The 25,807-nt window shown below is 72.9% G+C and carries 19 protein-coding genes and 1 pseudogene; 5 read left to right on the top strand and 15 right to left on the bottom strand.

What is annotated here, in order from left to right:
• The first annotated feature begins 212 nt into the window (after positions 1-212).
• Positions 213-662, top strand: a complete 450-nt coding sequence (locus AB0J10_RS08530; RefSeq protein WP_363059162.1) for an ATP-binding protein — start codon at positions 213-215, stop codon at positions 660-662.
• 227 nt (positions 663-889) lie between these two features.
• Here AB0J10_RS08530 and argF read toward each other — a convergent pair whose 3' ends face one another.
• The 10 genes and pseudogenes from argF to AB0J10_RS08480 form a co-directional block, all read right to left on the bottom strand.
• A complete protein-coding gene (argF, locus tag AB0J10_RS08525) occupies positions 890-1,897 on the bottom strand; it encodes an ornithine carbamoyltransferase (protein WP_363059160.1) in 1,008 nt (335 codons plus the stop codon).
• Between the two features lie 83 nt (positions 1,898-1,980).
• Positions 1,981-3,231 (bottom strand): arginine deiminase, encoded by a 1,251-nt coding sequence (locus AB0J10_RS08520; RefSeq protein ID WP_363059158.1) that lies wholly within the window; start codon positions 3,229-3,231, stop codon positions 1,981-1,983.
• Positions 3,232-3,691: 460 nt separating this feature from the next.
• The gene (locus tag AB0J10_RS08515; protein WP_363059156.1) at positions 3,692-6,244 is read right to left on the bottom strand and encodes a polynucleotide kinase-phosphatase; all 2,553 of its coding nucleotides are present in this window, start codon (positions 6,242-6,244) and stop codon (positions 3,692-3,694) included.
• Positions 6,241-7,851 (bottom strand): 3' terminal RNA ribose 2'-O-methyltransferase Hen1, encoded by a 1,611-nt coding sequence (locus tag AB0J10_RS08510; protein ID WP_363059154.1) that lies wholly within the window; start codon positions 7,849-7,851, stop codon positions 6,241-6,243. Before AB0J10_RS08510 ends, AB0J10_RS08515 begins: the two co-directional genes overlap by 4 nt.
• Positions 7,852-7,934: 83 nt before the next feature.
• Positions 7,935-8,852 (bottom strand): homocysteine S-methyltransferase, encoded by a 918-nt coding sequence (gene mmuM / locus AB0J10_RS08505; RefSeq protein ID WP_363059152.1) that lies wholly within the window; start codon positions 8,850-8,852, stop codon positions 7,935-7,937.
• 46 nt (positions 8,853-8,898) lie between these two features.
• A complete protein-coding gene (locus AB0J10_RS08500) occupies positions 8,899-9,822 on the bottom strand; it encodes an LLM class F420-dependent oxidoreductase (protein ID WP_363059150.1) in 924 nt (307 codons plus the stop codon).
• A 233-nt stretch (positions 9,823-10,055) separates the two neighbouring features.
• The gene (locus AB0J10_RS08495) at positions 10,056-10,631 is read right to left on the bottom strand and encodes a DUF6099 family protein (protein WP_363059148.1); all 576 of its coding nucleotides are present in this window, start codon (positions 10,629-10,631) and stop codon (positions 10,056-10,058) included.
• A 125-nt stretch (positions 10,632-10,756) separates the two neighbouring features.
• Complete coding sequence (locus AB0J10_RS08490) at positions 10,757-11,128, bottom strand: nucleotide pyrophosphohydrolase (protein ID WP_363059146.1); 372 nt, start codon at positions 11,126-11,128, stop codon at positions 10,757-10,759.
• Positions 11,125-12,302 (bottom strand): annotated as a pseudogene (locus AB0J10_RS08485) (ATP-binding protein). The gene AB0J10_RS08490 and the pseudogene AB0J10_RS08485 overlap by 4 nt, the downstream one beginning before the upstream one ends.
• 56 nt (positions 12,303-12,358) lie before the next feature.
• Complete coding sequence (locus tag AB0J10_RS08480; RefSeq protein ID WP_363059144.1) at positions 12,359-12,778, bottom strand: cell division protein SepF; 420 nt, start codon at positions 12,776-12,778, stop codon at positions 12,359-12,361.
• A 709-nt stretch (positions 12,779-13,487) separates the two neighbouring features.
• On the opposite strand from AB0J10_RS08480, the gene AB0J10_RS08475 reads away from it, so the two are divergent.
• Together AB0J10_RS08475 and AB0J10_RS08470 are read left to right on the top strand one after the other, a co-directional pair.
• Positions 13,488-15,917, top strand: coding sequence for a SpoIIE family protein phosphatase (locus tag AB0J10_RS08475; protein ID WP_363059142.1), 2,430 nt, complete (start codon positions 13,488-13,490; stop codon positions 15,915-15,917).
• Between the two features lie 122 nt (positions 15,918-16,039).
• Positions 16,040-18,115, top strand: a complete 2,076-nt coding sequence (locus AB0J10_RS08470; protein ID WP_363059140.1) for a SpoIIE family protein phosphatase — start codon at positions 16,040-16,042, stop codon at positions 18,113-18,115.
• A 36-nt stretch (positions 18,116-18,151) separates the two neighbouring features.
• Here AB0J10_RS08470 and AB0J10_RS08465 read toward each other — a convergent pair whose 3' ends face one another.
• Positions 18,152-18,775, bottom strand: a complete 624-nt coding sequence (locus AB0J10_RS08465) for a helix-turn-helix domain-containing protein (protein WP_363059138.1) — start codon at positions 18,773-18,775, stop codon at positions 18,152-18,154.
• Between the two features lie 95 nt (positions 18,776-18,870).
• On the opposite strand from AB0J10_RS08465, the gene AB0J10_RS08460 reads away from it, so the two are divergent.
• Complete coding sequence (locus AB0J10_RS08460) at positions 18,871-19,875, top strand: DMT family transporter (protein ID WP_363059136.1); 1,005 nt, start codon at positions 18,871-18,873, stop codon at positions 19,873-19,875.
• On the opposite strand, the gene AB0J10_RS08455 is transcribed toward AB0J10_RS08460, so the two are convergent.
• The 3 genes from AB0J10_RS08455 to AB0J10_RS08445 all read right to left on the bottom strand — a co-directional run bounded on the left by AB0J10_RS08455 (position 19,850) and on the right by AB0J10_RS08445 (position 22,075).
• Complete coding sequence (locus AB0J10_RS08455; protein WP_363059134.1) at positions 19,850-20,611, bottom strand: aldehyde dehydrogenase family protein; 762 nt, start codon at positions 20,609-20,611, stop codon at positions 19,850-19,852. The two genes, AB0J10_RS08460 and AB0J10_RS08455, sit on opposite strands and share 26 nt — an antisense overlap.
• Before the next feature lie 492 nt (positions 20,612-21,103).
• Entirely contained in the window at positions 21,104-21,712 is a 609-nt protein-coding gene (locus AB0J10_RS08450; RefSeq protein ID WP_363059132.1) for a DUF402 domain-containing protein, read from the bottom strand.
• An 81-nt stretch (positions 21,713-21,793) separates the two neighbouring features.
• Positions 21,794-22,075 carry an alpha-amylase gene (locus tag AB0J10_RS08445; protein WP_363059418.1) on the bottom strand — a complete coding sequence of 94 codons (282 nt, stop codon included), beginning with the start codon at positions 22,073-22,075 and terminating at the stop codon, positions 21,794-21,796.
• Positions 22,076-22,350: 275 nt separating this feature from the next.
• On the opposite strand from AB0J10_RS08445, the gene msrA reads away from it, so the two are divergent.
• Positions 22,351-22,872 (top strand): peptide-methionine (S)-S-oxide reductase MsrA, encoded by a 522-nt coding sequence (gene msrA, locus AB0J10_RS08440; protein WP_363059130.1) that lies wholly within the window; start codon positions 22,351-22,353, stop codon positions 22,870-22,872.
• Between the two features lie 157 nt (positions 22,873-23,029).
• Here the strand turns inward: msrA and AB0J10_RS08435 are convergent, their stop codons facing one another.
• Positions 23,030-25,033 (bottom strand): BTAD domain-containing putative transcriptional regulator, encoded by a 2,004-nt coding sequence (locus AB0J10_RS08435; RefSeq protein WP_363059128.1) that lies wholly within the window; start codon positions 25,031-25,033, stop codon positions 23,030-23,032.
• Positions 25,034-25,807: the final 774 nt, after the last annotated feature.

Genomic DNA, 25,807 nt, shown 5'->3' with positions numbered 1-25,807 from the left:
CCTGCCACCCGAATTTATCACTCCTGCGTGACTTCCGTCACGAGAGCGCGATAACTCGGGCGTCGCGGCTCGGTGAAGGTCCCGTCATGGGTCCGCACAGCTCCCGGGGATCGCTCGGGGCAATGCCGTCGCATCCGATTCCGTCTCGTAAGGTTGAAACCAGCACCAGACGCAGCACCGGCCGCACGCGGGCCGTGATCGGAATCAGAGCCTTGTCCCACTCCCCCGGAACCGCCCCCACCGCCGAGGCCACCGGCCTCTGGCGGATCGCACTGCCGCACACCACCGCGGCGGTACCGATCGCCCGGGCGCTGGTGCGCACGGCCCTGGCCGATGTGGAGGACGGGGCCGACTGCGACACCGCGGAGCTGCTCACGGCGGAGCTGGTCGCCAATGCCGTCGAGCACACCGACGGCATTACACCGATCGAGCTGGCGGTGGAGCTGCTGCCGGAGGGCTGCCGGGTCGAGGTGCACGACCCCGACCCGTCCCCGCCCGGCCGGCTGTCCGACCCTCCCCCGCACCCGGTGCCCGACCCGTGGCAGGAGCACGGCCGCGGGCTGCTGCTCGTGCGCACGCTGAGCGCGGCGTGCGGGCACCGCCCGACCGCGCGGGGGAAGGCCGTCTGGTTCAGACTCCGCGGGGCTCCCGCTCGGGCGTGACGTCGGGCTGTGTGTGGCCCGTCGGCCCGGACGGGGTGGCTCCGGTTCCGGCGAGGCGCGAGTCGCGGCGGCGGTGGAGGCCGTACAGCGTCGAGCTCACCGTCCTGCACGCCCGCCGTCCTGCACGCCCGCCGTCCTGCACGCCCGCCGTCCTGCACGCTCGCCGTGAGGGTCCTGATGGCCGTGGTGAACCTGGCGGCGATCGGTCGGACCGGGCTCCTGATGCGTTACCCGGCCGCGGCCATGGTCGCCACGAGGACGGCCTTGATCGTGTGCATCCGGTTCTCGGCCTCGTCGAAGACGACCGAGTGCGCGGACTCGAAGACCTCGTCGGTGACTTCGAGCTCGGTGAGGCCGTGGCGTTCGTGGAGTTCGCGTCCGATACGGGTGCCGAGGTCGTGGAAGGCGGGCAGGCAGTGGAGGAACCTGACGTCCGTGTTGCCGGTGGCGCGCAGGACGTCCATGGTCACGGCGTAGGGGGCGAGGGCCGCGATGCGCTCGTCCCACACCTCCTTGGGCTCGCCCATGGAGACCCAGACGTCGGTGGCGACGAAGTCCGCGCCGGCGACACCCTCGGCGACGTCCTCGGTCAGGGTGATCGTCGCCCCGCTCGCCTCCGCGGCCGCGCGGGCCTCGGCGACGACGTCGTCGGCGGGCCAGTAGGCCCTGGGGGCGACGATCCGCACGTCCATGCCGAGCAGGGCACCCGTGACGAGGTAGGAGTTGCCCATGTTGAAGCGGGCGTCGCCGAGGTAGGCCAGGGCGATCGAGGTGAGGGGCTTGTCGCTGTGCTCGGTCATGGTGAGCACGTCGGCGAGCATCTGGGTGGGGTGCCAGTCGTCGGTGAGTCCGTTGAACACCGGGACCCCGGCGTACGCGGCGAGCTCCTCGACGGCCTCCTGACTCTCCCCCCGGTACTCGATACCGTCGAACATCCGACCGAGCACGCGTGCGGTGTCCCTGACGGACTCCTTGTGCCCCAGCTGGGACGCGGCCGGGTCGAGATACGTCGTCGACGCCCCCTGGTCGGCGGCGGCGACCTCGAAGGCACAGCGGGTGCGGGTGGACGTCTTCTCGAAGATCAGCGCGATGTTCTTCCCTCGCAGGCGCTGCACCTCGGCGCCGGCCCGCTTGGCGGCCTTGAGCTCGGCGGCCAGGTCGACGAGGCCGCGGAACTCCTCGGCCGTGAAGTCGAGCTCCTTGAGGAAGTGGCGGCCTTCGAGTTGTGTCGCCATGGTCGGCTGCTCCTGGATCGCGAACGGGATGCTGGAATTCTATACACACTCCCGTATTGCTATACGACCGGGGGGTGGTGGCCTCAGGTGCCGGGCTGGACGGCGTCCCGCTCCACGGGACAGCTCATGCAGCGGGGGCCGCCCCGACCGCGGCCGAGTTCACTGCCCGGGATCTCGATCACCTCGATCCCCTGCTTGCGCAGATGTGTGTTGGTCGTCACATTGCGGTCGTAGGCGACGACCACGCCGGGCTCGACGGCGAGGACGTTGCAGCCGTCGTCCCACTGCTCCCGTTCCGCCGAGTGCACGTCCTGCGTCGCGGTGAGCACACGGATGTCCTTCAGCCCGAGAGCCGCCGCGATGGCGCTGTGCATCTGCTCCGGCGGATGGTCGGTGACCCTCAGGGACACGGCCCGGTCGCCCGCCGCCGGCTCGATCGTGTACGAGCGCAGCATGCCGAGGCCCGCGTACTGCGTGAACGTGTCGTGGTCCACCATCGTCATCACCGTGTCCAGGTGCATGAAAGCGCGGCGCTTGGGCATGTCGAGCGCGACGATCGTCCGGGCCGAGCCGGCGGCGAACAGCCCCCGGGCGAGCATCTCCACGGCCTGCGGGGTGGTGCGCTCGCTCATGCCGATGAGCACGGCTCCGTTGCCGATCACGAGGACGTCGCCGCCCTCGATGGTGGAGGGGTAGTCGTCCTGGCCCTCGGACCAGTGGTGGAACTCGCCCGCCTCGGGGCCGGTGAACACCGGATGGTGCTTGTAGATCGCCTCGAAGTGCACGGTCTCGCGCTGACGGGCGGGCCAGCGCATGGCGTTGATGGAGACGCCGTCGTAGATCCAGGCGGAGGTGTCGCGGGTGAAGATGTGATTGGGCAGGGGGCCGAGGAGGAAGTCGTCGAGGTCCATCACGTGGAAGCGGACCGACGAGGGCTCGGAGTGGCCGGCGAGGAACTCCCGCTTCGTCATGCCCCCGATGAGCGCCTCGGTGAGCCCGCGGGTGTCCATCTCGTCGAAGGCGGCCCGCAGATGGTCCGTGGCGAGCGGACCGTACTCCTTCTCGTCGAAGACCCGGTCCAGCACGAGCTTGCGCGCCGCCGGGACCTCCAGCGACTCTCGCAGCAGGTCGCCGAAGAGATGGACGGCGACGCCCCGGTCGCGCAGCACGTCGGCGAAGCCGTCGTGCTCCTGGCGGGCGCGCCGGACCCAGAGCAGGTCGTCGAAGAGCAGCGCGTCCTTGTTGCTGGGCGTGAGCCTCTTCAGCTCCAGATCCGGCCGGTGCAGAACGACCCGGCGCAGCCGCCCGGTCTCGGAGTCGACGTGGAATCCCATGACCCCATCCTGGCCGTCCGGAGGGCACTTCACCCGGCGAACGCCCGGACCGTCCCCTGCCGTATCCCGGACCGCGCGGACGCCGGGCCGTCCTCGGCGGCGGGCACCCGGAAGAGGGACGCCCCCCGGGCCCGCTCTCCCGGTGCCCGGCCCCGGGAGCGGGACGCGGGCCGCGGGGTCCCGCCGGCGGTCGGTGGCGCGGACGCGACCGCCCACGGGACGCGGCCGCGGCGCCGCGTCCGGGCCGGGCGCCGGGCCCGGCGCCCGGCCCGGTGGCCGTACTCCCCGTGCCGTCGCCCCGCGCACACGGTGCGCACCCTCCCGGACGGCGTTCCGAAGGGCCCGCCCGGAGCGGGTGATCCCAGCGCACGGGGAGGCACCGGCCGGCGTTGCCTCCCCGTACGGTCACGGCACCTCGGCCGCACGGCTCCGGTGCGGCGCCGGCCGGTCCGCAGCCTGTCTACAGCCGGGGGTCGACCGGCTCCGACTCGAGCGCGAGCACCGCGAACACGGCCTCGTGGACGCGCCACAGCGGCTCGTCGCCGGCGAGGCGGTCGAGGGCCTCCAGGCCGAGTGCGTACTCACGCAGGGCCAGTGAGCGCTTGTGGCCGAGGAACCGTTCGCGCAGCCGCGTCAGGTTGTCCGGGCGGGTGTACTCGGGGCCGTAGATGATCCGCAGGTACTCCCGTCCGCGGACCTTGATGCCCGGCTGGACGAGCCGGCCCTTGGCGTCGCGGACGAGGGCGTGCAGGGGCTTGACGACCATGCCCTCGCCGCCCGCCGCGGTCATCTCCAGCCACCAGTCGGTGCCGGCCTTCACCGACGCCTCGTCCCCGGTGTCCACGACGAGGCGTCGGGTGCGCTGGAGCAGCCCCGGTCCGTCGGCCGTGCCGTCGGCTTCCACGAGCTTGTCCAGCAGCTCCAGTTGCTCGTCGTGGGGCACGCCGGCCAGGGAGCGGCCCTGGACGGCGAGGATCTGGAAGGGCGCGAGGCGCACACCGTCCAGGCCGTCCGTGGTCCAGCAGTAGCGGCGGTAGGCGTCGGTGAACGCGGCCGCGTCCACGGCGCGTTCGCGCTGTCGTGCCAGCAGGGCACCGGCGTCGATCCCTCGGGCCACGGCCGCCTCGAGGGCGGCCGTGGCGCCGGGGAGCACCGCGCGGGACGCGGCGCCGACGGCGGCGTACTGCCTGCGGAGCAGCCCGGACGCCTTGAGCGACCACGGCATCAGCTCGGCGTCCAGGAGCAGCCAGTCGGTGCCGAGTTCCTCCCAGAGCCCGGCTCCGGTGACGGCCGTGCGCAGTCGGGCGAGGATCTGCTCGGTGACGGCGGGGTCGTCGAAGAATGGGCGGCCGGTGCGGGTGTGCAGCGCGCCGGTGACGCCGTCGGCGCCGAAGCGCTCCCGCACGACGTCCGCGTCGCGGCAGACGAGGGCGACGGCCCGGGAGCCCATGTGCTTCTCCTCGCACACGACGCGGTCGACGCCGTCCGCCCGGTACTGGGCGAACGCCTCCTCCGGGTGCTCCAGATAGCCGTCCGTCCGCGAGGTGGCGGTGGGAGCCATGGTCGGTGGGAGGTAGGCGAGCAGGCGCGGGTCGACCGCGAAACGGCTCATGACCTCCAGCGCGGCGGCGGCGTTCTCCTCGCGGACGGCGACGCGTCCCATGTGGCGTGTCTCCACGATGCGGCGTCCGTGGACGTCGGCGAGGTCGAGCGGGCGGCCCTCGTGTCCGCCGGGTGCCTCCGTGGCGAGCGGCTTGACGGGTTCGTACCAGACCCGCTCGGCGGGGACGTCGACGAGTTCCCGCTCCGGCCAGCGCAGCGCGGTCAGCCTGCCGCCGAAGACGGCGCCGGTGTCCAGGCAGATGGTGTTGTTGACCCAGGAGGCCGTGGGCACGGGGGTGTGTCCGTACACCACCGCGGCCCGGCCGCGGTAGTCCTCCGCCCAGGGGTAGCGCACGGGCAGGCCGAACTCGTCGGTTTCGCCGGTGGTGTCGCCGTAGAGGGCGTGGGAGCGGACCCGTCCCGAGGTGCGGCCGTGGTACTTCTCGGGCAGGCCGGCGTGGCAGACGACGAGCCGGCCCTCGTCGAGGACGTAGTGGCTGACGAGCCCGTCGATGAACGCGGCCACCCGCTCGCGGAACTCGGGGTCGGTGGCGTCCTCGCGCTCCAGCTGCTCGACGGTCTCGGCGAGCCCGTGGGTGTGCTGGACGTTGCGGCCCCTGAGCCAGCGTCCGAGTTTGTTCTCGTGGTTGCCCGGCACGCACAGGGCGTTGCCGCCGGCGACCATGTCCATCACGCGGCGCAGCACGCCGGGGCTGTCCGGCCCGCGGTCGACGAGGTCGCCCACGAAGACCGCGGTTCGGCCCTCGGGGTGTGCGCCGTCCACATAGCCGAGCCGGCCGAGCAGGGTGTCCAGTTCGGAGCTGCAGCCGTGGATGTCACCGATGATGTCGAAGGGTCCGGTGAGGTGGCGCAGGTCGTTGTAGCGCTTCTCAAGGACGATCTCGGCGGTGTCCGCCTCCTCGACGCTCCGCAGGACGTGGACCTTGCGGAAGCCCTCGCGCTCCAGGCCGCGCAGGGAGCGGCGCAGTTCGCGCCGGTGGCGTTGGATGACGTGACGGGGCATGTCGGCCCGGTCGGGGCGGGCGGCGTTGCGTGCGGCGCACACCTCCTCGGGCATGTCGAGGACGATGGCGATCGGGAGGACGTCGTGCCGGCGGGCGAGCTGGACCAGTTCGCGGCGGCTCTCCCGCTGCACGCTGGTCGCGTCGACGACGGTCAGCCGGCCGGCGGCGAGCCGCTTGCCGACGATGTAGTGGAGCAGGTCGAAGGCGTCGCCGCTCGCGCTCTGGTCGTTCTCGTCGTCGGCGACGAGGCCGCGGCAGAAGTCCGAGGAGATCACTTCGGTGGGCTTGAAGTGCTTGCGGGCGAAGGTGGACTTGCCGGAGCCGCTGGCGCCGACGAGGACCACGAGGGAGAGGTCGGTGACGGGCAGTTCGCGGGTGGTGGTCACTGGTGGACCCCTTCTTCTGCGGGCACCAGTGGGGTGCTCGTGGTCGCGCGGGTCGTCGCGGCCGTGGTGGTCGCGCGCGCCGGGTGGGCGCCGGCGTCCGGGGGCGCGGTCGCCCGGGTTTCGGTGCCCGCGGTCGTGGCCGTCCGGCCGTCGGCCGCCGGCTCCGGTGAGGTCAGGGTGAACACCGCCATCTGCGTCGGCGGGCCGACCTCCGGGTCGTCGTCGCCGACCGGTGCGTACGTGACGCCGTAGCCGTGCCGCTGCGCGACCCGGGCGGCCCAGGCGCGGAACTCCTCGCGGTTCCATTCGAAGCGGTGGTCGCCGTGGCGCGCGTGGCCGGCGGGCAGCGTCTCCCAGCGCACGTTGTACTCGACGTTCGGCGTGGTGACGATCACCGTGCGGGGGCGTGCGGAACCGAACACGGCGTACTCGAGGGCGGGCAGCCGTGGCAGGTCGAGGTGCTCGATCACCTCGCTGAGGACCGCGGCGTCATAACCGGTCAGGCGCTTGTCGGTGTAGGTGAGCGAGCCCTGGAGGAGGGTGACGCGGCCGGACTGCCGTTCGCCCATGCGTTCCAGGCGCAGCCGGCGGGCGGCGATCGCGAGGGCCCGCACGGACACGTCCACACCGACGACGTCGGTGAACCGGACGTCCTTCAGGAGCGCCTGGACGAGCCGGCCCTGACCGCAGCCGAGGTCGAGCACGCTCGACGCGCCCGCCGTGCGGAGGGCGTCCAGGATCGCGGCGCGCCGCTGCTCGGCGAGCGGGACGGGACGCTCGTCGGTGTCCTTGGTCTCGTCCACGGCGTTGTCGACGTCCTCGACCTCGAGATCGTCGCTCTCGGCGAGTCGCACCAGTTCGAGCCGTTCCGTCGCCTGCCGGGTGAGGCCCCAGCGGCGGGACAGATAGCGGCTGGTGATCAGTTTCTGTTCGGGGTGGTCGGCCAGCCACCCCTCGCCGGCCCGCAGCAGCTTGTCGACCTCGTCGGGTGCCACCCAGTAGTGCTTGGCGTCGTCGAGGACCGGCAGCAGGACGTAGAGCTGGCGCAGTGCGTCGGCGAGGCGCAGCTCCCCTTCGAGTGCCAGCCGTACGTAGCGGGAGTCGCCCCACTCCGGGAAGTGCTCATCGAGGGGGACCGGCTCGGCCTCCACCCGGTGCCAGCCCAGGGGCCCGAAGAGCTTTCGGACGAGTTCGGCACCGCCGCGCGCGGGCAGTGCGGGCACCTCGATCCGCAGGGGCAGCGGGCTCGCGGCCCGCTCCGGCATCGCGGCGCACACGCCTCGCAGCGCGCTCTTGAAGACGGTGCTCATCGCGACGGAGAGCAGCGAGGACGCCGCGTAGGGGCGGTCGTTGACGTACTGGGCGAGCGCGGCGTCGGGGGTTCCACCGCTGCCCTTGCCCCTGCCGCGCCGCACCAGCGCCACGGGATCCACCTCCAGCAGCAGTGCGGCCGTGCAGCGTTCGGCGCTCGCCTCGGGGTAGAGGACATGGGCCGTGCCGTGCGAGGTGGAGAACTCCTGCGCCCTGCCGGGGTGCTTGTGCAGCAGGAAGCCCAGGTCGGTGGCGGGACGCTCGGGGGTGCCGGTCGTACTGATCGTCAGGAACACGTGTCCGAGTATCACCGACTCTCCCCCTCCCGACCAGCGCTTTTCTCGGCTTCGACCGCTGGACGGCGGCTGCCGGGCCGGGTTCAGCGGTGTGATGCGGTCCGGGTGCGTGCGGCGAGGGCGGCGATGCGGTCCGGGCCGACGCGGCAGCATCCGCCTGCCAGACGGGCCCCGGCGGCGACCCAGTCGGTCAGCCGGGCGGGGTCGAAGGCGATGTCGCCGGTCCAGGCACGGGCCCGGGCGTCCCACCGTTCCCCGCTGTTGGGGTAGACGACGACCGGTCTGCCCGTTTCGCGGGCGGCGATCTCCACGGCCCGGCCGGCGTCGGCGGGCTCGCAGCAGTTGACGCCGACGGCGATGACGTGGTCATGGCCGGCGGCGAGGGCGAAGGCCGCCGCGAGTTCCTGGCCGGCGCGGGTGCGTCCGCCCTCGATCGTGTAGGAGAGCCACACCGGCACGCCGGTGTCCGCCGTGGCCCGCAGCAGGGCCGTTGCCTCGTCGGTGTCCGGTACGGTCTCCAGGGCGAGCACGTCCGGGCAAGCCCGGGCCAGGGTCTCGATGCGTGGCCGGTGGAATGCCTCCAGCTCCCGCACCGTGAGTCCGTAGCGGCCGCGGTACTCGCTGCCGTCCGCGAGCATCGCGCCGTACGGGCCCACCGAGGCGGCCACCCACACCTCCCGAGCCGTGCGCTCCGCGGCGGCGCGCGCGAGCTCCACGCTGCGGGCGAGGAGCGCTGCCGCCTCGCCCCGTCCGGTACCGCGCCTGGCGAACCCCTCGTACGTGGCCTGGTAGCCGGAGGTGATGAGCACCTGGGCGCCCGCACGCACGTACGCCGTGTGCGCGGCCTCGATCTGTTCGGGACCGTCGGCGAGCAGCCGTGCCGACCAGAGGTCGTCGGACAGGTCACAGCCCTGTGTTTCCAGTTGGTTGGACAGTCCGCCGTCCAGGACGAGCGGGCCGTCCCCGGCCAGGGCGGCGGCGAGGCTGCGGGTGGGCTTCACGGGTGGCCCCACTTCCGGTGGTCGGGCGGCCGGGCGGCGGACGGCCTCAGTTCAGCTGGGACTGGACCTGCGCGGAGATCAGCTCGAGGTGGTCGAGGTCGTCGAGGTCGAGGACTTGGAGGTAGATGCGGGAGGACCCTGCGGCGGCGTAGCGGCCGAGCTTGTCGACGACTTCGGCGGGCGAGCCGGCGAGGCCGTTGGCCTTCAGCTCGTCGACCTCGCGGCCGATGGCGGCGGCGCGTCGGGCGACCTCCGTGTCGTCCCTGCCGACGCAGACGACGAGGGCGTTGGAGTAGACGAGGTCTCCGGGGGAGCGTCCGGCCTCCTCGGCGGCCGCGCGGACCCGTCCGAACTGCCGCTCCGTGTCCTCCGGCGACGCGAACGGGATGTTGAACTCGTCGGCGTACTGCGCGGCCAGGCGCGGGGTGCGGGTGGTGCCGTGGCCGCCGATGAGCACCGGGACCTTTCGCTGGGCGGGCTTGGGCAGCGCCGGCGAGTCCCGCAGCTGGTAGTACCGGCCTTCGTAGCTGAAGGACTTGCCCGTGTCGGTGTTCCACAGACCGGTGACGATGGCCAGTTGCTCCTCGAGCCGGGCGAACTTCTCCTTGGGGAAGGGGATGCCGTAGGCCCTGTGCTCCTCCTCGAACCAGCCGGCGCCGAGGCCGAGCTCGACCCGGCCGCCGGACATCTGGTCGACCTGCGCGACCTGGATCGCGAGCACACCCGGCAGTCGGAAGGTGCCGGCCGTCATCAGGGTGCCGAGCCTGATCCTCCTGGTCTCCCGGGCGAGGCCGGCCAGGGTGATCCAGGCGTCGGTGGGCCCGGGCAGGCCGTCCGCCGATCCCATGCTGAGGTAGTGGTCCGAGCGGAAGAAGGCGTCGAAGCCGAGGGCCTCGGTGGCCCTGGCCACGGTGAGCAGGGTGTCGTAGGAGGCCCCCTGCTGGGGCTCGGTGAAGATTCGAAGGTCCATACATCCATCCTGCACCTCGGTCCGTGCTTCGACGTCACCGTGCCGCGCCGTACCGTGCGGGCCGGGGTGGACGGGCACGCTGCGCGGGCCGGGACCGTCACGTCGCGCCGGACGCCTCGTGCCGGGCCGGGCCGCATGAGCCGGGTCGGCCGAGCGTCCAGGGCGCCGTGGCGGAGTGGGCGCGTTCAGGCGCGTTCAGGGATGCGCGGTGGGTCGGTGCGGGAAGGTCCGGCTCAAGGGGGGCTCGCCGTGGGTTCCGCCGCATCCGGACGGCGGGCGGCGAGCCCGCGGCCACCGGCATCCTCCCGTCCCCGTTCCCGGTGGCGACCGAGCTCGCGGTCGCGGTCTCTTCGGCGCTCCCGTTCGCGCTCGCCCAGGGAGAGGCGGTGGAGCATGGCGCGGACGTGGTCGCTGGACTCGTCCGCCGCGTCGATCGCCTCGATGCACTGCCAGTAGAGCCCCTCCTCGTCGGTGGCGCAGGCGACGCCGACGAGCGCTATGCCGACCTCGCCGAGGAGGATCCCGAGCGCGTCCAACGAGCGTCCGGGATCCGCCACTTCGGTGAGCCGGGCGGCTCTCGGCCCGCCCGAGCGCAGTACGGCCGGGTCGGCGAGCATGCCGGCCCGGCCACCTGCCTCGCTGAGTCCGCGCGCCTCGCCTCTCAGCTCCTGCGGGCCGTTCACCGCCAGTCGGCTTCCGACCGCCTGGGCGAGGGCCTGCGCCTGCCACGCCTCCGCCACGACGTCGAGCGCCGTGCGGCACTCCGCGAGTGCGCGCCTGCCGATTGCCACGAGCCGTTCCGCGTCCATGTACGCCGCCCCCGTTCGTACGACATTCTGCCCACTGGGTCACTACCCAGAGTGAAGGCGCTCCAGACGAAAAGCCAGGGGAATTCGGAAATCTGTGGACAGGTAGCCGCTTGGGGAAAGATCAGTCACTCCGCAGAGTGACGATCCCGTACGGACGGACCGTCGGACGCCCGTTCGTCCGGCGGGAAGCGGAGTTCGTTCCGGTCGATCTTCTCCGACAGCGCCCGGAGCACGTCGACCCCGACCACCTCACAGAACTGGAGCAGATACGCGAGCACATCGGCGACCTCGTCGGCCACCCGGTGGGCCTTGCGCGGGTCGTCCATCACCCGCGCCGACTCCTCCGGCGTCAGCCACTGGAAGATCTCGACGAGTTCCGCCGCCTCGACCGTCAGCGCCACGGCCAGGTTCTTCGGTGTGTGGTAGGGCTGCCAGTTCCTCGCCGCGGCGAACTCGGCCAGTCTGTGCTGCAGCGCCCGCACGTCCAGTTCCGTCATCGCACCAGGTCTACCACCGTCACGCCCCGGACCTCCCGGGCGGCCGCGGCCCCCGCGACCTCCCCCACCAGCCGGAGGTGCCCGTCCGCGCAGATGGACGCGGCCAGGGCGAGGAGCGCGCGGAACTGGGCGGCGTCCAGGGTGCGGTCGAGGTTCTCGGCGAGGACGGTCAACGACTGCAGGGCCCGCGGGACCTCCGCCGCCTGGTCGACCGCCAGCACCCCGGGGCCGGTCAGGAGGACCAGGGCGAGTGCCAGGAACCGCAGTTCGCCGTCGCCGAGACGGCCGAGCGGGGTGGCCCGGGCCGCCGCGCGGTCCGCCGGGCCCCGGCCGAGGACCGCGCGGACCGTCCCGTCGGTGAGCTCCTCGACCCCGACCTCGCTGACCGGGCCGGCGCATCCCGCACGGGCGACGGACGTCAGCCGCGCATGGCGGCGCGCGCACGGGCGACGGACGTCAGCCGCGCATGGCGGCGCGCGCACTCGTGGCGGGTGCGGTGGAGCACGGCGGCGATGTTGTCGCAGCCGCGCCGCAACCGCCCCTCCTCCGGCGCCACGGGCTCGCGCATCCGCTCGGGCCGCGGATCGCAGGGGAACACCGACCGCAGCGCCACCACGACCTGCTCGGCGGCCGCGAGCACCTGCCGCTGCCCGTCCGTCGTCCCCGCGACCCGCAGCGGCAGGAGCGCGGTGCCGAGCAGGTCGTCGGGCAACGGCGCGCGGGTGACCCCGCCGTCGCCGGCGGTGTGCCAGGCGGCCTGGACGCAGGAGCGTCCGGGGTCGCGCAGGGCGGTGCTCAGCAACGCCCGTCCACGGGCGGTCAACCGCTCGCCGACGATGCGCAGTTCGGGTTCGGCCTGCACGGCGAGGTCGAGCCGGACGGGTCCTTCCGGTCCGTCGGCGGTGCAGCCGATCCGGAAGCCGCGCCTGCCCTGCTCGTCGCGTGCCGTGCCCTCGGGCACGCAGCCCGCCGGATCGGGGAAGACCTCGCCCAGTGCGGCGCCGGCCCCGAGCCGGGCGAGGGCCTCGTACGCGCGCAGGGCGGTCGACTTGCCGCTGCCGCTCGGCCCGGCGAAGAGGGTCACGGGGCCGAGCGGCAGGACCCTCCCGCGGTGCGCGGCGAAGGAGGAGAGTCGCAGTTCGGTGACGGTGGGGCGGATGGCCGGTGCGTCCATGCGGGGGACGCTACGCAGGGCCCGGAACGCCGAACCGTTACCTCTGGAAACGCTTCCTACGAATGGGGGACCGCGGCCGCCGCGAGACCGTCGACCTCCGTGCCGACGGGCGCGAGCAGGAACACATTGCGGTCGACGCGGTGCATCCCGCAGCCGAGACCGAAGACGACGCCGCTGCTGAAGTCGAGGATGCGCTTGGCCACTTCGGCGTCGGCACTGGTGAGGTCGAGCAGGACGGGGACCCGGGCGACGAGGTGCTCGGCGACCTCGCGCGCATCGGCGAAGACCTGGACGCGCAGGACGACCATCCGGCGCTGCTCCGGCTCGGCGCCGGGCGCGGCGGCGGCCAGGCCGTCCCGGGGGATCGTGCGGTGGTCCACGCGCGAGGGCCACTCGTTGCGGCCCCGCAGCGGCACGACCTGGGCCAGGCCCTCCCACTGCTCGTCGGTGACGTCGTACCTCTCGTACCTGCTCATGCGACCATCTTCGCGCCCCTCACCCGTTCGGCCCAACAGCGACACGGGCGAGTCCGCACCGGCGGGCAGCGTGCGGGAGGACCCGCGGCCGTGGACCCGGCGGCGTACCGGGTCCACGGTCCCGGCCCCGGCCCCGGCCTGCGGAGGCTTCCGCAGGACGCCTGCGGGTTCACCGCGTGAAAGAGCGTGGTCCGCACCGAACCGGCCCGCACCCCGCACCTCAGCGGCGAGTCGATCACCGGCAGCGGGTCGAGGCCCCGGGCCCAACGGGCGCGGGGCGGCGGGCCGTCACCGCGGAGTCCCGGAAGCCTTCTGACACGGGGTCGGTCGGGGTGGAGCAGCCCGGCATCGCGGTACGCCCCCGTCCTGCCCTCGGCCGGGCGGGCACATGTCGCCGCCGGGCGGCATCGGTGGGAGCCGGGCAGGAGCCGGCCTGGGAGGGGTGACCGGTGAACGCAGCCCGCGCGCAGGCGCATCGGCGAACGGGCGCGCCCGGGGGCACACCCCACGGGCGGACGGCCGCCATGGCTCCAGGGTGCGTCGCGGCGATCAAGATCGCATGCCGGCGACCGCGGAGGACCGTCCGCCGTCGCGCCCGCGCCGGTCCGCCGCCGGGCGTGCCGGCCGCCGGTCCGGGGCTCCCGGTGGATCGGTGTCAAGTGGGCCACGGGGCGTGCGCAACCGTCGGAGCCGGTGGAGCATGAGAGTGATGACCGGATCCGTGACCCTGATCAGTGAGAGCCCGGAGGACCCGTTCTCGCTGGGGCGGGCCCTCTCCGTCGTGCTGGACGAGCGGGGGTCGGTGGTCGGCTGGAGCGAGCGCGCGACCGAACTCCTGGGGTACACCGGCGAGGAGGCCCTCGGCCGCCGTGCGCAGGACTTCCTCGTCGACGGGCCGGACCGCGGCCTCGTGCTGGAGGCCGCGGCGGGTTGCGTACGGGACGGCGGCTGGTTCGGGGTGGTGCCGGTCCTCGACCGGGAGGGCCGCAGGTCCCGTTACGGGGTCCGGGCCAGACGGGTGATACGGCCGGGCCGGGCGGACGAGTGGCTGCTGGTGGGCGCGCCCGCCGAGGATGTCGCCCAGTGGGAGATCGACCGGTCGGTCATGGAGGGGCTGTTCCGCCGCTCCCCCATCGGTCTGGCGGTGCACGACCCGAATCTCGCGATCCTGCGGATCAACCGGCCGATAGCCCATATCGGCGGCATCACCAGCGACCAGGCCAGGGGCCATCGCATCGGCGACTTCCTGGTGGCCGTGGACGCCGAGACGATCGAGTCCCGGCTGAAGGAGGTCCTGGAGACCGGGATTCCGATGATCTTCACCGAGCAGTCCTGCAGGCTGCTCGTCGAACCGGGGATCGAGCGGTACGTCGCCGTGTCCGCCTTCCGCATGGAGGACTCGGGCGGGCGGACGCTGGGGGTGACCCAGCTCGTCGAGGACGTCACCGACCGGCACCGGGCGCGCCGCCGGCTGGCGATGCTGAACGAGGCGAGCGAGCTCATCGGCACCACGCTGGACGTGGAGACCACGGCGCAGGAGCTGGTGGACGTCGCCGTGCCCGGGATCGCCGACTGTGTGACGGTCGACCTCCTGCCGGCGGTCGGACTGGGCGAGGCGCTGTTCCCGGAGCGCGGCGGGCCGCTGCGCAGGGCCGCGTTCAAGTCGGTCGCGCCGTACCCCGAGCGGGTGATGTACCCGGTGGGCACCCTCAGGTCGTTCCCGAAGGACTCTCCGCAGGCCCAATGCCTGGTGAGCCGGCGCCCGGTGCTGGTTCCGCACATGGCTCCCGGCGACGTGGAGCTGGGACTGGACCCCGTACGGGCCGAGCACGCCCGGGCGCTGGGCGTCCACTCGCTGATGGTCGTGCCGCTGACCGCCCGGGGCCTGGTGCTGGGGCTCGTGTGCCTGTGGCGGTACGTCGTCCCGGAACCGTTCGAGGAGGACGACCTGACGCTGGCGAACGAGTTCGCGGCCCGGGCCGGGGTCGCCATCGACAACGCCCGCCGCTACACGCAGCAGCACCGGACGGCACTGGCCCTGCAGCGCCGGCTGCTTCCGCGCGAGGTGCCCTCGCAGCCGGCGGTGCGCGTCGCGCACCGGTACCTCCCGGCGGGCGGCTCGGCGGGCGTCGGCGGTGACTGGTTCGACGTGATCCCGCTCTCCGGGGCCCGGGTGGCGCTGGTCGTCGGCGACGTCGTGGGCCACGGCATCAACGCCGCGGCGACGATGGGCAGGCTGCGCACCGCCGTGCACACCCTGGCCGATCTGGACCTGGAGCCGGACGAGGTGCTGTCCCACCTCGACGACCTGGTCACCCGGCTGGCGGGCGAGCAGGAGCAGGGCGACGAGGGCTCCCCCGGCGAGCAGGTGGTCGGCGCCACCTGCCTGTACGCCGTGTACGACCCGGTGTCCCGGATCTGCTCCGTGGCCCGCGCGGGTCATCCGCCGCCCGCGCTCGTCGCACCGGACGGCGAGGTGAGTCTGCCCGATCTGCCGGCCGGGCCGCCGCTGGGCCTCGGAGGGCTGCCGTTCGAGTCCGAGGAGCTGGAGCTGCCGGAGAACAGCGTGCTCGCTCTGTACACCAACGGGCTCATCGAGGGCGAGGCCCATGACATCGACGCGGGTCTCGACCGGCTGTCGGAGGCCCTGCGGGGCCCGGACCGGCCGCTGGACGACATGGCCCAGTCGGTGGTGGACGCGCTGCTTCCAGCACGGCCCACCGACGACGTGGCGCTGCTTCTGGCCAGGACCCGGACCCTGGCGTCCGAGCAGGTCGCGACCTGGGTGCTGCCCGCCGAGCCGACCACTCCGGCCCGGGCCAGGGTGCTGACCTCCCAGAAGCTGACCGAGTGGGGCCTACAGGAGATGATCTTCACCACCGAGCTGGTCGTGAGCGAGCTCGTCACCAACGCCTACCGCTACGCCGGTGGTCCGGTGACCCTGAGACTCATCCGACTGCACCGTCTGATCTGCGAGGTCTCCGACCCGAGCAGCACGTCGCCGCACCTGCGACGGGCCCGCAGCACCGACGAGGGCGGCCGCGGACTGCTGCTCGTGGCACAACTGACGTCACGGTGGGGTACACGGCACGCACATGAGGGCAAGACTGTCTGGACCGAGCAGGAGCTGCCGGGCTGACCGGTGGGGCCGAAGCTGCACGGATCCGGGCGTGGAGGGACGATGAGAGCGCCCGGGTTTCCGGCGGGGTGGGCATGACCTGCACACATACCCTGTGACGGTGGCGGGAGGAGCAGCTGCGGATGGGTGGCACCGAGGCGTTCCCCGGCGACCTGGTACCGAGCGTGGAGGCCGGCCCCGCCCCGCCCGGCGGGCTGCTCGACGTGCTCGGTCTGGCACCGGTGGTGCTGGACGCCGAGGGGCGGATCGCCCTGTGGAGCCGGCAGGCCGAGGAGCTGCTGGGCTACACCGCGGAGGAGGCGCTCGGCGAGTACGCGCTGCGGCTGCTGGTCGACGAGGAGCACATCGAGACCGTCCTCGAACTGTTCTCGAGCGTGATGGAGAGCGGCGAGAACTGGGCCGGGGTGTTCCCGGTCAGGCACAAGGACGGCGCGCTCCGGCAGCTGGAGTTCCGCAACATGCGGCTCCAGGACCGGCACGGCGGCTTCTACGCGCTGGGGCTGTCCACCAGCCAGGAGACACTGCGCCAGGTGGAGCGCGACCTGGCCCTTTCGGTGCGGCTGGTCGACCAGTCGCCGATCGGTCTGGCCGTGCTCGACCCCGATCTGCGGTGCGTGACGGTCAACCCGGCGCTGGCGGGGGTGAGCGGGCTCCCGGCGGAGCAGCACGTGGGCCGGCGGGTGAGCGAGACCCTGCCGTTCCTGGACGCCGCCCGGCTCGAGGCCGCGATGCGCCGGGTGCTGGAGACCGGCACGCCGATGGTGGACCGGCAGGTGCTCGGGCGTACACCGTCCGACGAGGACACCGAGCGCGCCTGGTCGGTGTCCCTGTACCGGCTCGAGGACCCTCGTGGCCGCATCCTCGGGGTCGCGGCGTCCGTGGTGGACGTGACGGACCGGCACCACGCCGCCAAGGAGGCGGAGCGGGCCCGGCACCGGCTGTCCCTGGTGGCCGACGCGTCGATGCGCATCGGCACCAGCCTGGACCTGTGGGAGACCGCCCGGGAACTGGCCGACGTGACGGTGCCGGAGCTCGCCGACATCGCCGCGGTGGACGTGCTGGACTCGGCGGTCGAGGGGCGCCGGGAGTCGGTGCAGGCAGGGGGCACGGCGGTGTTCCGCGCGCTCGCCGTCGCCGCCGCGCACCCGACCGTCGCCGTGCAGGCCGCGGACCCTCCGGGCGAGATCACGCGTTACGCGGCCGACCGGCTGGTCACCCAGTGCGTGCAGACGGGCGAGCCGATCGTGGTGCCGCAGGTGGCGAACGACGACCTGTCCCGCATCGCGCGGGACGCCTCGGCGGCGGTGCTCCTGGCGGCGGCCGGGGTGCACTCGTACCTCGCCGTGCCGCTGATCGCCCGCGGGGAGGTGCTCGGGGCGCTGGACCTCAAGCGCTTCCGCAACCCCGTCCCGTTCGACTCCGACGACGTGCTGCTCGCCAGCGAACTGGCCAGCCGGGCCGCGGTGTGCATCGACAACGCCCGCTGGTACCACCAGCAGCGCAACGCCGCACTCGCCCTCCAGCGCAGTCTGCTGCCCCGGCATCCGCCGAACCTGGTGGGGCTGGAGGTCGCCTCCCGCTACCAGCCCGCGGGAGCGGTCAGCGAGGTCGGCGGCGACTGGTTCGACATCCTCCCCCTGAGCGGCGGGAGGACCGCGCTGGTGGTGGGGGACGTCATGGGCAGCGGGATCAACGCGGCGACGGCCATGGGGCGGCTGCGAACCGCCACCCAGACCCTCGCCTCGCTGGGCCTCGGGCCCGACGAGGTGCTGCGGCACCTGGACGCGATCACGGGTGAGCTGGAGCCGTACATCGCGACGTGCCTGTACGCCCTGTACGACCCGCACGAGGGCCGGGTGTGCATCTCCACGGCCGGTCATCTGCCGCCGGTGCTGCAGCGGCCCGGTGAGGCGCCGGTGCTGCTCGACCTGCCCACCGGGGTCCCGCTGGGCGTCGGCGGGGTGGACTTCTGCTCCGTCGACTTCGCGCTGAGCCCCGGGGACACCCTCGTGCTCTACACCGACGGTCTGGTGGAGACGCGCGACCAGGACATCGACACCCGGCTGCATGTGCTCCTCACCCTGATGGCGGGGCCGGCGGCGGGTCTCGAGGAGACGTGCGACCGCCTCCTGGACTCGCTGCGGCGGGGCACCGTGGAGGACGACGTGGCGCTGCTCATCGCCCGTGTGCGGGAGTGAGGCCGGCCGGGCGCCTCGCGGGGGCTTGCGCGAAGCCTACGAGCAGCCGTCCGGGCGCGGGCCGGAAGCCGCCGCGAGCAGGGCGCGGGCCTGCTCGCGAGCTGCGCCGAAGGGATCCGGGAAGATCCCCAGCCCGTACGCCACGAGGGCGCCCTCGTGCAGCAGCATCAGGTCGCGCCCGAGCATCTGCGCGCCGTCGGGGGCGACGGAACGCGCGAGGTCGGTGAAGAGGGCGAGCATCCATTGCTTCTGACCGGCGATGACCTGGTGGGCGGGGTGCCCGGGGTCGTCGATCTCGGCGTGCGCGTTGACCATGCTGCAGCCGCGGGTGCCGTGCCGCTCCGACCAGTCGCGGGAGGCGTCGAGGACGGCGAGGACGCCGTCCTCGGGTGAGGGGCCGGCCTCGGCCAGGCGGCCCGCGAGGAAGTCGCGCCATCGCTCGTCGCGGTCGGCGAGGTACTCCACGACCAGCTGGTCCTTGGAGCCGAAGCGGTCGTAGAGGGTCTTCTTGGTCACCCGGGCCTCGGCGGCGATCAGGTCCACCCCGACGGCGTGGATGCCGTGCTCGTAGAACAGCCGTGAGGCGGCCTCCAGAACGCGTCGGGCGCCGGGGGTCAGGGTGATGCGCCGGAGGGCTGCCGGCCGCGTCGTGGGGACCATGGCGAGAAGTATACCGATCTGTATAGTGGCGGGGAGTAAGTAAACAGGTCTGTCTACAGAGAGTCGTCCGACCCCATCGCCTGGTGGTGAAGCCTGTGAACCCACTTCTGTCCGCCGCCTTCGTGATCTGCTGGAGCTCCGGATTCATCGGCGCGAAGCTCGGCACGGCCGACGCGGCCGCGGTGACCGTGCTGATGTGGCGCTTCGTCCCCCTCACCGCCGTACTCGCGCTGCTCGCCGCGACACTCCTGCGCGACTCCTGGCGGGGTGTGACCCGGCGCGGTCTCCTGCGGCAGTCGGCGATCGGCCTGCTCTCGCAGAGCGGGTACCTGCTGACGGTGTACGCGGCGATCCGGCTCGGCGTCTCCACGGGCACCACCGCCCTGGTCGACGCCACCCAGCCGCTGGTCGCAGGCGCGCTCGCCGGGCCGCTGCTGCGGCAGCGCGTCACCGGCCGGCAGTGGTGCGGCCTGCTCCTGGGGCTCGCGGGTGTCGCGGTCGTGACGGCGGCCGACGCGGGCGCCACCCGGGGGGTGGCGACGTGGGCCTACCTCGTGCCGTTCCTGGGGATGCTCTCCCTCGTCGCAGCGACGTTCCTGGAGCGCCGCGCGCCTGCGGATACGCCCCCCTCGGTCGCCCTCACGGTCCACTGCGCCACCAGTGCTGTGGTCTTCACCGCCCTCGCCTCGGCCACCGGGACCGCCGCACCTCCTGCCGACGCCTCCTTCTGGACGGCGGTCGTCTGGCTGGTGGCGCTCTCCACCCTCGGCGGGTACGGCCTGTACTGGCTGATCCTGCGCCGCTCCGGGGTGGCCCGGGTCAATGCTCTGATGTTCCTGATGGCGCCGGTGACGGCCGTGTGGGGAGCGCTGCTCCACGGGGAGCCGTTCGGCGTGCGGACCGGGGTCGGCATGGCCGCGGCCCTCGCCGCGGTGGCGATCGTGCACCGGGCGGGGGCCGTGGCGGTGACACCGGTCCCCGTCCGCGCCGGATCGGGGTCGGGTCGCGCCGTCACGCATGACGCTCCGTCAACCGCCCGCCGAGGGGCGGGAAGCAGGCCCGCCCCGGACGCCGCTACCGCTGAATGCTTCCCGGGGTGATCGTCACACGCTCGTACTCGACGAAGTCCTCCATCGCCGACGCCTCCCCGGCGGTCCCGTCGAGAGCGCACGGCACATCGGCCGCGGCGACCAGGTACCGGGCGCCCGCGCCGTCGTCCTCCGTGAACCCGTTGACGACGCCTCGCGGCAGGGACTCGACCTCGGAGAAGATCCGGAAGACCAGGGCGTTGACGCGCGCGGTCTGCCCCGGCATCCGCACCACGCTGGTCGTGCCGGCCGCCAGGGCCGGGGCCAGGGAGCAGATGAGCAGGACGACCGGTGACCGGCCCGGCACGACGATTCCCGCCACACCGCGCGGGCGCCGCAGCACGAGGGCGCAGTTCCCCGGGGCGACTTCGAGGGCGCGCCCGTGCCCGGTGCGTACGAGCGAGGCGAAGTACCGCAGCCGGGAGGGCACCGTCTCCGCCTCGAAGCGCGCGTGCTGCCTCGGCCTTCCGTCCGCCTGGGCCAGCGCCTCGGTCAACTGCCCGATGTGCGCGGCGAACACGTCCGCCATCTCGTGCAGGGCCCTCGCGCGCAGATGCCGGTCGTCCTTCCAGCGGGTCTCGCCGAAGGCCCGCCGGGCCGCCAGGAGCGCCCGTGCCGCCATCTCCTGTCCGTCAGCGGCGCGTCGGTCCGTACCCCGCTCCCCCCGCGCCGGGCGGATGCCGGCGCCTCGGCCGCCCGGCCCCACCCAGGCGCCGTCGATCCAGTGCAACGCGGTCCCAGTCGTCATGGCTCACTCCCAGCTTCGTCCGGAGCGATGAGTGAACGGACACGTCGTTGTTCGGTGCTTCGCCGCCCGACATGGCCGCCGTACCGGACGACGCCCGGCGCCTTGTGTCGCGCCGCGGCCCGCATCGGCCGCCTCCGCGCCGACGCCGCCGGTGTACCCGAGTGGCAGATCCGTCTGGTGCTAGAACGCTGATCGGTCTCGTGGTGGAGTCGCTCGGACTTCCGTGGCGCCCGGGGCGCCCGCTCAGCCGTTCCCGGAATGACCGGCTGATCTGGGAGAATCGCCGCACCGTCGGCACGCCGGTGGTCCCGGCGGTCGCCGCCGGCTCACCGGCGGACGGCCCGTCCCGCGGGCCGTCCCACCATGCTGCCGTCCCCGGGAACCGGGCGCAACGCGAGCCCGGAACGCCCGGGCTCCGGGCCTCCCTCCTGGTCCGGGCGGTCGCGCCGGGCGGGGCCGCGGGGCGCGGGCGCCACCGGGGCGCTGCGGTCCTCAGCGCCCGCCCGGGGCGCCGCCGTCCGCCAGGGCGACGGGTGCGGGGACGTCCCACCCGGCGGGCGGCGTCCACTCCCGCCACCGTTCCCACCAGCACTCACCGCGCTCGACGAGGTCGGCGACGTGGGAGGCGGCCGCCCGCACGGCGGCCGCCTCCCCGGGCGTGAAACCGCCCGTGCGCACGCGTTCCTCGAAGTGCTCGACGTCCTTCCACCGGTACGGGGAACCGTCGCCCGGGATGACGAGGTCCAGCTCGTGGTCGAGAGTGTCGAACCCGCGCGCCGTACGGGTGTACGGCGCCTGGAAGTTGACGTACCACTCCTTCAGTCCACCGCTCTCCCAGCGGCCCCACACCGCGTAGCCCTCGCCCGGGCGCTGGAGCTGGAGCACACCGCTCGACTGCCACACGTGGGGGAACTCGCGCCAGGGGTGCGGGCCCCAGCGGAACTTCCCGTGACCGAAGGTGAGGGGTGTGCCCTGGGCCAGGTACACGGCGAGCGCGTGCTCGTCGTCACCGGCCACCCGCACCGGGTGGACCAGCCATTCGCGCCCGTCCAGCATCTCCCGGCGGACGATGGCCTCACCGGTGCGGAATCGTGTGTCCATGGCGCGCCACCCTACGGTGGGGGCGGACGGGCCGGTGACGCCGGTGAGCGGCCGGCCGATGCGGGGCCTCTCGGCAAGGGCTCAGGCGGACGGCGACGGGCAGAGCCGCACCCCGAGCACGGCGTTGCCACCGGTGCCGTACCCGGGGAACGTGACCGTCGTCCCGGGCTGCGCCTCACGGCACGGCACGTCGGTGCCGTCGGCGTACTCGACCGTCAGCCGGTACGCGGTGTCGCAGCCGTTGCCGACATGGGTGTAGCGCCAGCTCGCCGCGTACTGGACGCACCCGGGAGCCGGTTCGCCTCCCCCGGCCGGTGCCGGCGCCGCCTGGGCCGCACCTGCCGAGAGCAGCGCAGCCGCCATCGTCACGCCGACAGTTGAACCAATCAACTGTCGTGTCGCTAATCTGAGTTCGAGTATTGAATTCATGGACCCAGTCTGTAGCACCACTGAGCAGCCGCGTGCCCTTTCCTTCAGAGAAGTGACTTCAGATCATGAAGTGCGACCGGCGCGGACGACGGCGTCGCGCCCCTGGGCCTGACCGTGCGGGCGTCCGCCGGGTACCCGGGCCACCCCCCCGTTGGCCCGGGACGCAGCGGCCGGAGGAGACTGGGGACCGGACAGAAAGGAAGTGGGACATGACTGCCCGTACCGAGAGGGCCGTTCTGGCGGGCGGCTGCTTCTGGGGGATGCAGGACCTCATCCGCAGACAGCCGGGCGTGCTGGCGACCCGGGTCGGCTACACCGGGGGCGACACCCCCGACGCCACTCACCGGAACCACGGGGACCACGCCGAGGCGATCGAGATCGTCTATGACCCCGGTGCGACGAGCTACCGGGATCTGCTGGCGTTCTTCTTCCAGATCCACGACCCGACCACCAAGGACCGCCAGGGCAACGACATCGGCCGCAGCTACCGCTCCGCGATCTACTACACGGACGAGGAGCAGCGGCGCGTCGCGCTCGACACCATCGCCGACGTCGAGGCCAGCGGGTTGTGGCCGGGCCCGGTGGTGACCGAGGTGGCGCCCGAGGGCGCCTTCTGGGAGGCGGAGCCGGAGCACCAGGACTACCTGGAGCGGTACCCGGACGGCTACACCTGCCACTTCCCCCGCCCCGGCTGGAAGCTCCCCCGGCGCGCCGCCGACGCGGCGAGCTGACCGCCCGCACGGCAAGCCCGTCCTGCGGACAGGCGTGACGGAGAGGGGCGAGGGCGCTCGGCCGACGCCGGCCAGGGCGCCCGGTCAGCCGATTCGATCCGTCATGCGCATCCGGGAACAAGCGGGGGCGTCGCCCCAGCCGGGGTCTCGGCCCCTCTCACCAACGATTGCAGTCCGGGCGGACGCCGGCGGGCAGTGCCGTCCGGGCGCTTCGGTTGGGAGTTCTCTGGGAGCGCCGTGATCGGCGCTCGGTGGCCGGTTCGCCGGACGCGGTCGTGGACTCCGCGATCTGCTGCCGCCCTCTCTCGTGGTCCAGCCCGTCGTGCCAGAGGGTGTCCAGCAGCCGTTCACGGGCGTAGGCCCGGGTCACTGCGGGGATGGCGTAGTGGGCGGTGTCGTTCTCCCACCGGATGCTGATGAGGTGGCCGTCGACGAAGCGCTCGAGCTGACGTTCCACCGTGCGGCGGTCGCTGCCGAGGAGTTCGACGACGGAGTCGGTGGTGAACTGCCTCGACGGGAGGATGCTCAGCAGCCGGAAGACGCTCCGTTCCACGCGGCCCAGCCCCTCGTAGCTGCGGTCGTACCGGGACCGCACGTCGAGGTCCCCCAGACGCAGCTCGTCCAGCAGCTTGTCGGCACAGGCCAGCTGCAGGGCCAGACCGGACAGGGTGAGCCCCGGGCTGCCGTTCAGACGGCCTCCGAGGCACCGCACCGCCAGGGGGAGACCGCCGACGGTCTCCACGAGCTCTTCGGCGGCCTGCCGCTCCCGGCGCACCCGCGCCAAGCCGACGATGTGGGAGAGCAACTCGCTGCCCTCCGCCGTGTCCATGGCGTCCAGGTCGATGTTCCAGGCGCCGTCCAGACCGTGGAGCCGCCTGCGGCTGGTGATGACGACGGCACACTCCGGATCGCCGGGAAGCAGCGGGCGCACCTCCGCCGGCGAGGACACGTCGTCCAGCAGGACCAGCAGCCGCCGGCCGACCGTGGTGGACCTGAACAGCTTGGACCGTTCCTCGAGGTCGGCCGGGATGTCGCCGGCCGGCGTCCCCAGGGCCCGCAGGAATCCGTGGAGTACGTCCGCGGGGCCGGTGGAGCCGCACAGGTCCGCGTAGAGCTGCCCGTCGTGGAAGAGCGATCGGACGGTGTGGGACAAGTGCACCGCGAGCGCGGTCTTCCCCACTCCCGGCATCCCGCTGATGACGGCGACGGGGGTGGCCGTGCGGGGACGGGTGTGCTCCGCGTCCCGGGCGAGGACCGCGGGCGCCTGTGCCACGACGGACCGCCGCCCGGTGAAGTCCGTGAGGTCGGCCGGGAGTTGCGCGGGAACGGGAACGCCATGGGTCGCGGGGCGAGCCGGGGGCGCGGCGCCCGCCGCGGGCACCGTCGGTTTCTCGGGCTCGGGACGCGGGGTGGCGGTCCGATGGTGCTGCTCGATGGGGACGATGGGGCGGCGCGGCGCGTAGGGCACACCGACGGTGCCCTCCGACAGCAGCGCCTGGTGCAGGGACCGAAGCTCCTGGCCCGGTTCCAGACCGAGGTTGTCGATCATGCTGCGCCGCAGCGCCTGGTACACCTCCAGGGCCTCGTGGCGCCGCCCGGAGCGGTGGAGTGCGATCATCAGGGATGCGTGCACGTTCTCGTGCAGGGGGCGGCTGAGCACAAGCGACTTCAGCTCGCTGATCAGCTCCTGGTGGCGCCCCAGCTGCAGATCCGCCTCGATGCGCAGATCGAGCGTCCGCTCGCGGAGCTCCTCCAGCCGCGTGACGTAGGACGACAGCAGGCCGCCCGGCACGACGTCGACGAGTGCGGAGCCCCGCCAGCGCCCGAGGGCGCGCTTGAGGACGTCGGCTGCCGCGGCCGGCTCGCCCTTCTTGAGCAGTGCTTTTCCCTCGTCAGCTTCCACTTCGAATTGGTGGAGGTCGGTGCAGGAGTCCGGGACGGCCAGCGTATATCCCCCCGGCCGGGTGAGCAGAATTTCCACCGAATTACGCGCGGTAAGGATTTTCCGGAGCTTGTAGATGTACGTCTGAAGGGTGGTCATCGCACTCGCGGGAGGATCGTTCTCCCACAGTTCGTCGATCAACTCCGATGTCTGCACCAGGGTGTTTCTCCGCATCAGCAGAAGGGCGATCACCTGGCGCGGCTTGGGTGCGGTGGGCACGACATTGCGTGCACCGTCGAGAATTTCTAACGGCCCGAGCAGCCGAAAATCCATCTCGTCCCCCGTTCGATGACATGCGCTCTTGGCGTGATATCCGCAAGAGGCCAACCGTAATCTTTACGCGGCCGGCCCTTGTCGCACAACTGGAAAAGGTCATTCCATCGATGCTCGGCACACATTCAGGCCACTGCACGCCCCGCGGCCGCCCGGCGCGCGACACGCACACCTCGGATGCGGCCAGATGGCACACCCGACGGTCTTCGCGCCGGCCGGCCGGACGCCGGGGAAACAGTCAATTGAAGTTTGAAATTGAAATGCGGACCGATTCCGGTACCGACCCGGGTGGATCCAGCCGCCGGGGTAGGAAGCCATCAGCGGTGGAGGCACGACGGACGCTCGGTCTCCCGGTGGTCACCCGGGGCGTTCGAACCGTGTGGCCGGTCGCTGCCCGACTTCGCTGCTGCCGCATGACGGCGACCGGGTCCGACGGGACACCATCGCGTGGGGTCGTCATGCACGTACCCTCGGGTCCCGTCCTCGAAGAACGGTCGAACCGAACGCCCGGCTCCGGCTGGACGCTGGAATTCCGCCGGTAGGGCCCGAGAGCGGCCCCGGCGGTGCGCGTCCCGGTGACCGGAACCCGCCGCCCTCCGGCGCGCCGGCCGCTCCTCCTCCCGGGAGGGTCCAGGGGAATTCGAGGTCCTTGCGGGCCGTCCGCACTGTACTGAACCGTGCGCGCCGCCGGCGGCCCCGCCCGAACCGGAGCGTACGAGG

Origin of the sequence: Streptomyces sp. NPDC049887 (assembly GCF_040656535.1) — a bacterium.
Lineage (GTDB): Bacteria > Actinomycetota > Actinomycetes > Streptomycetales > Streptomycetaceae > Streptomyces.
This window is presented reverse-complemented; position numbering and strand designations above follow the sequence as displayed.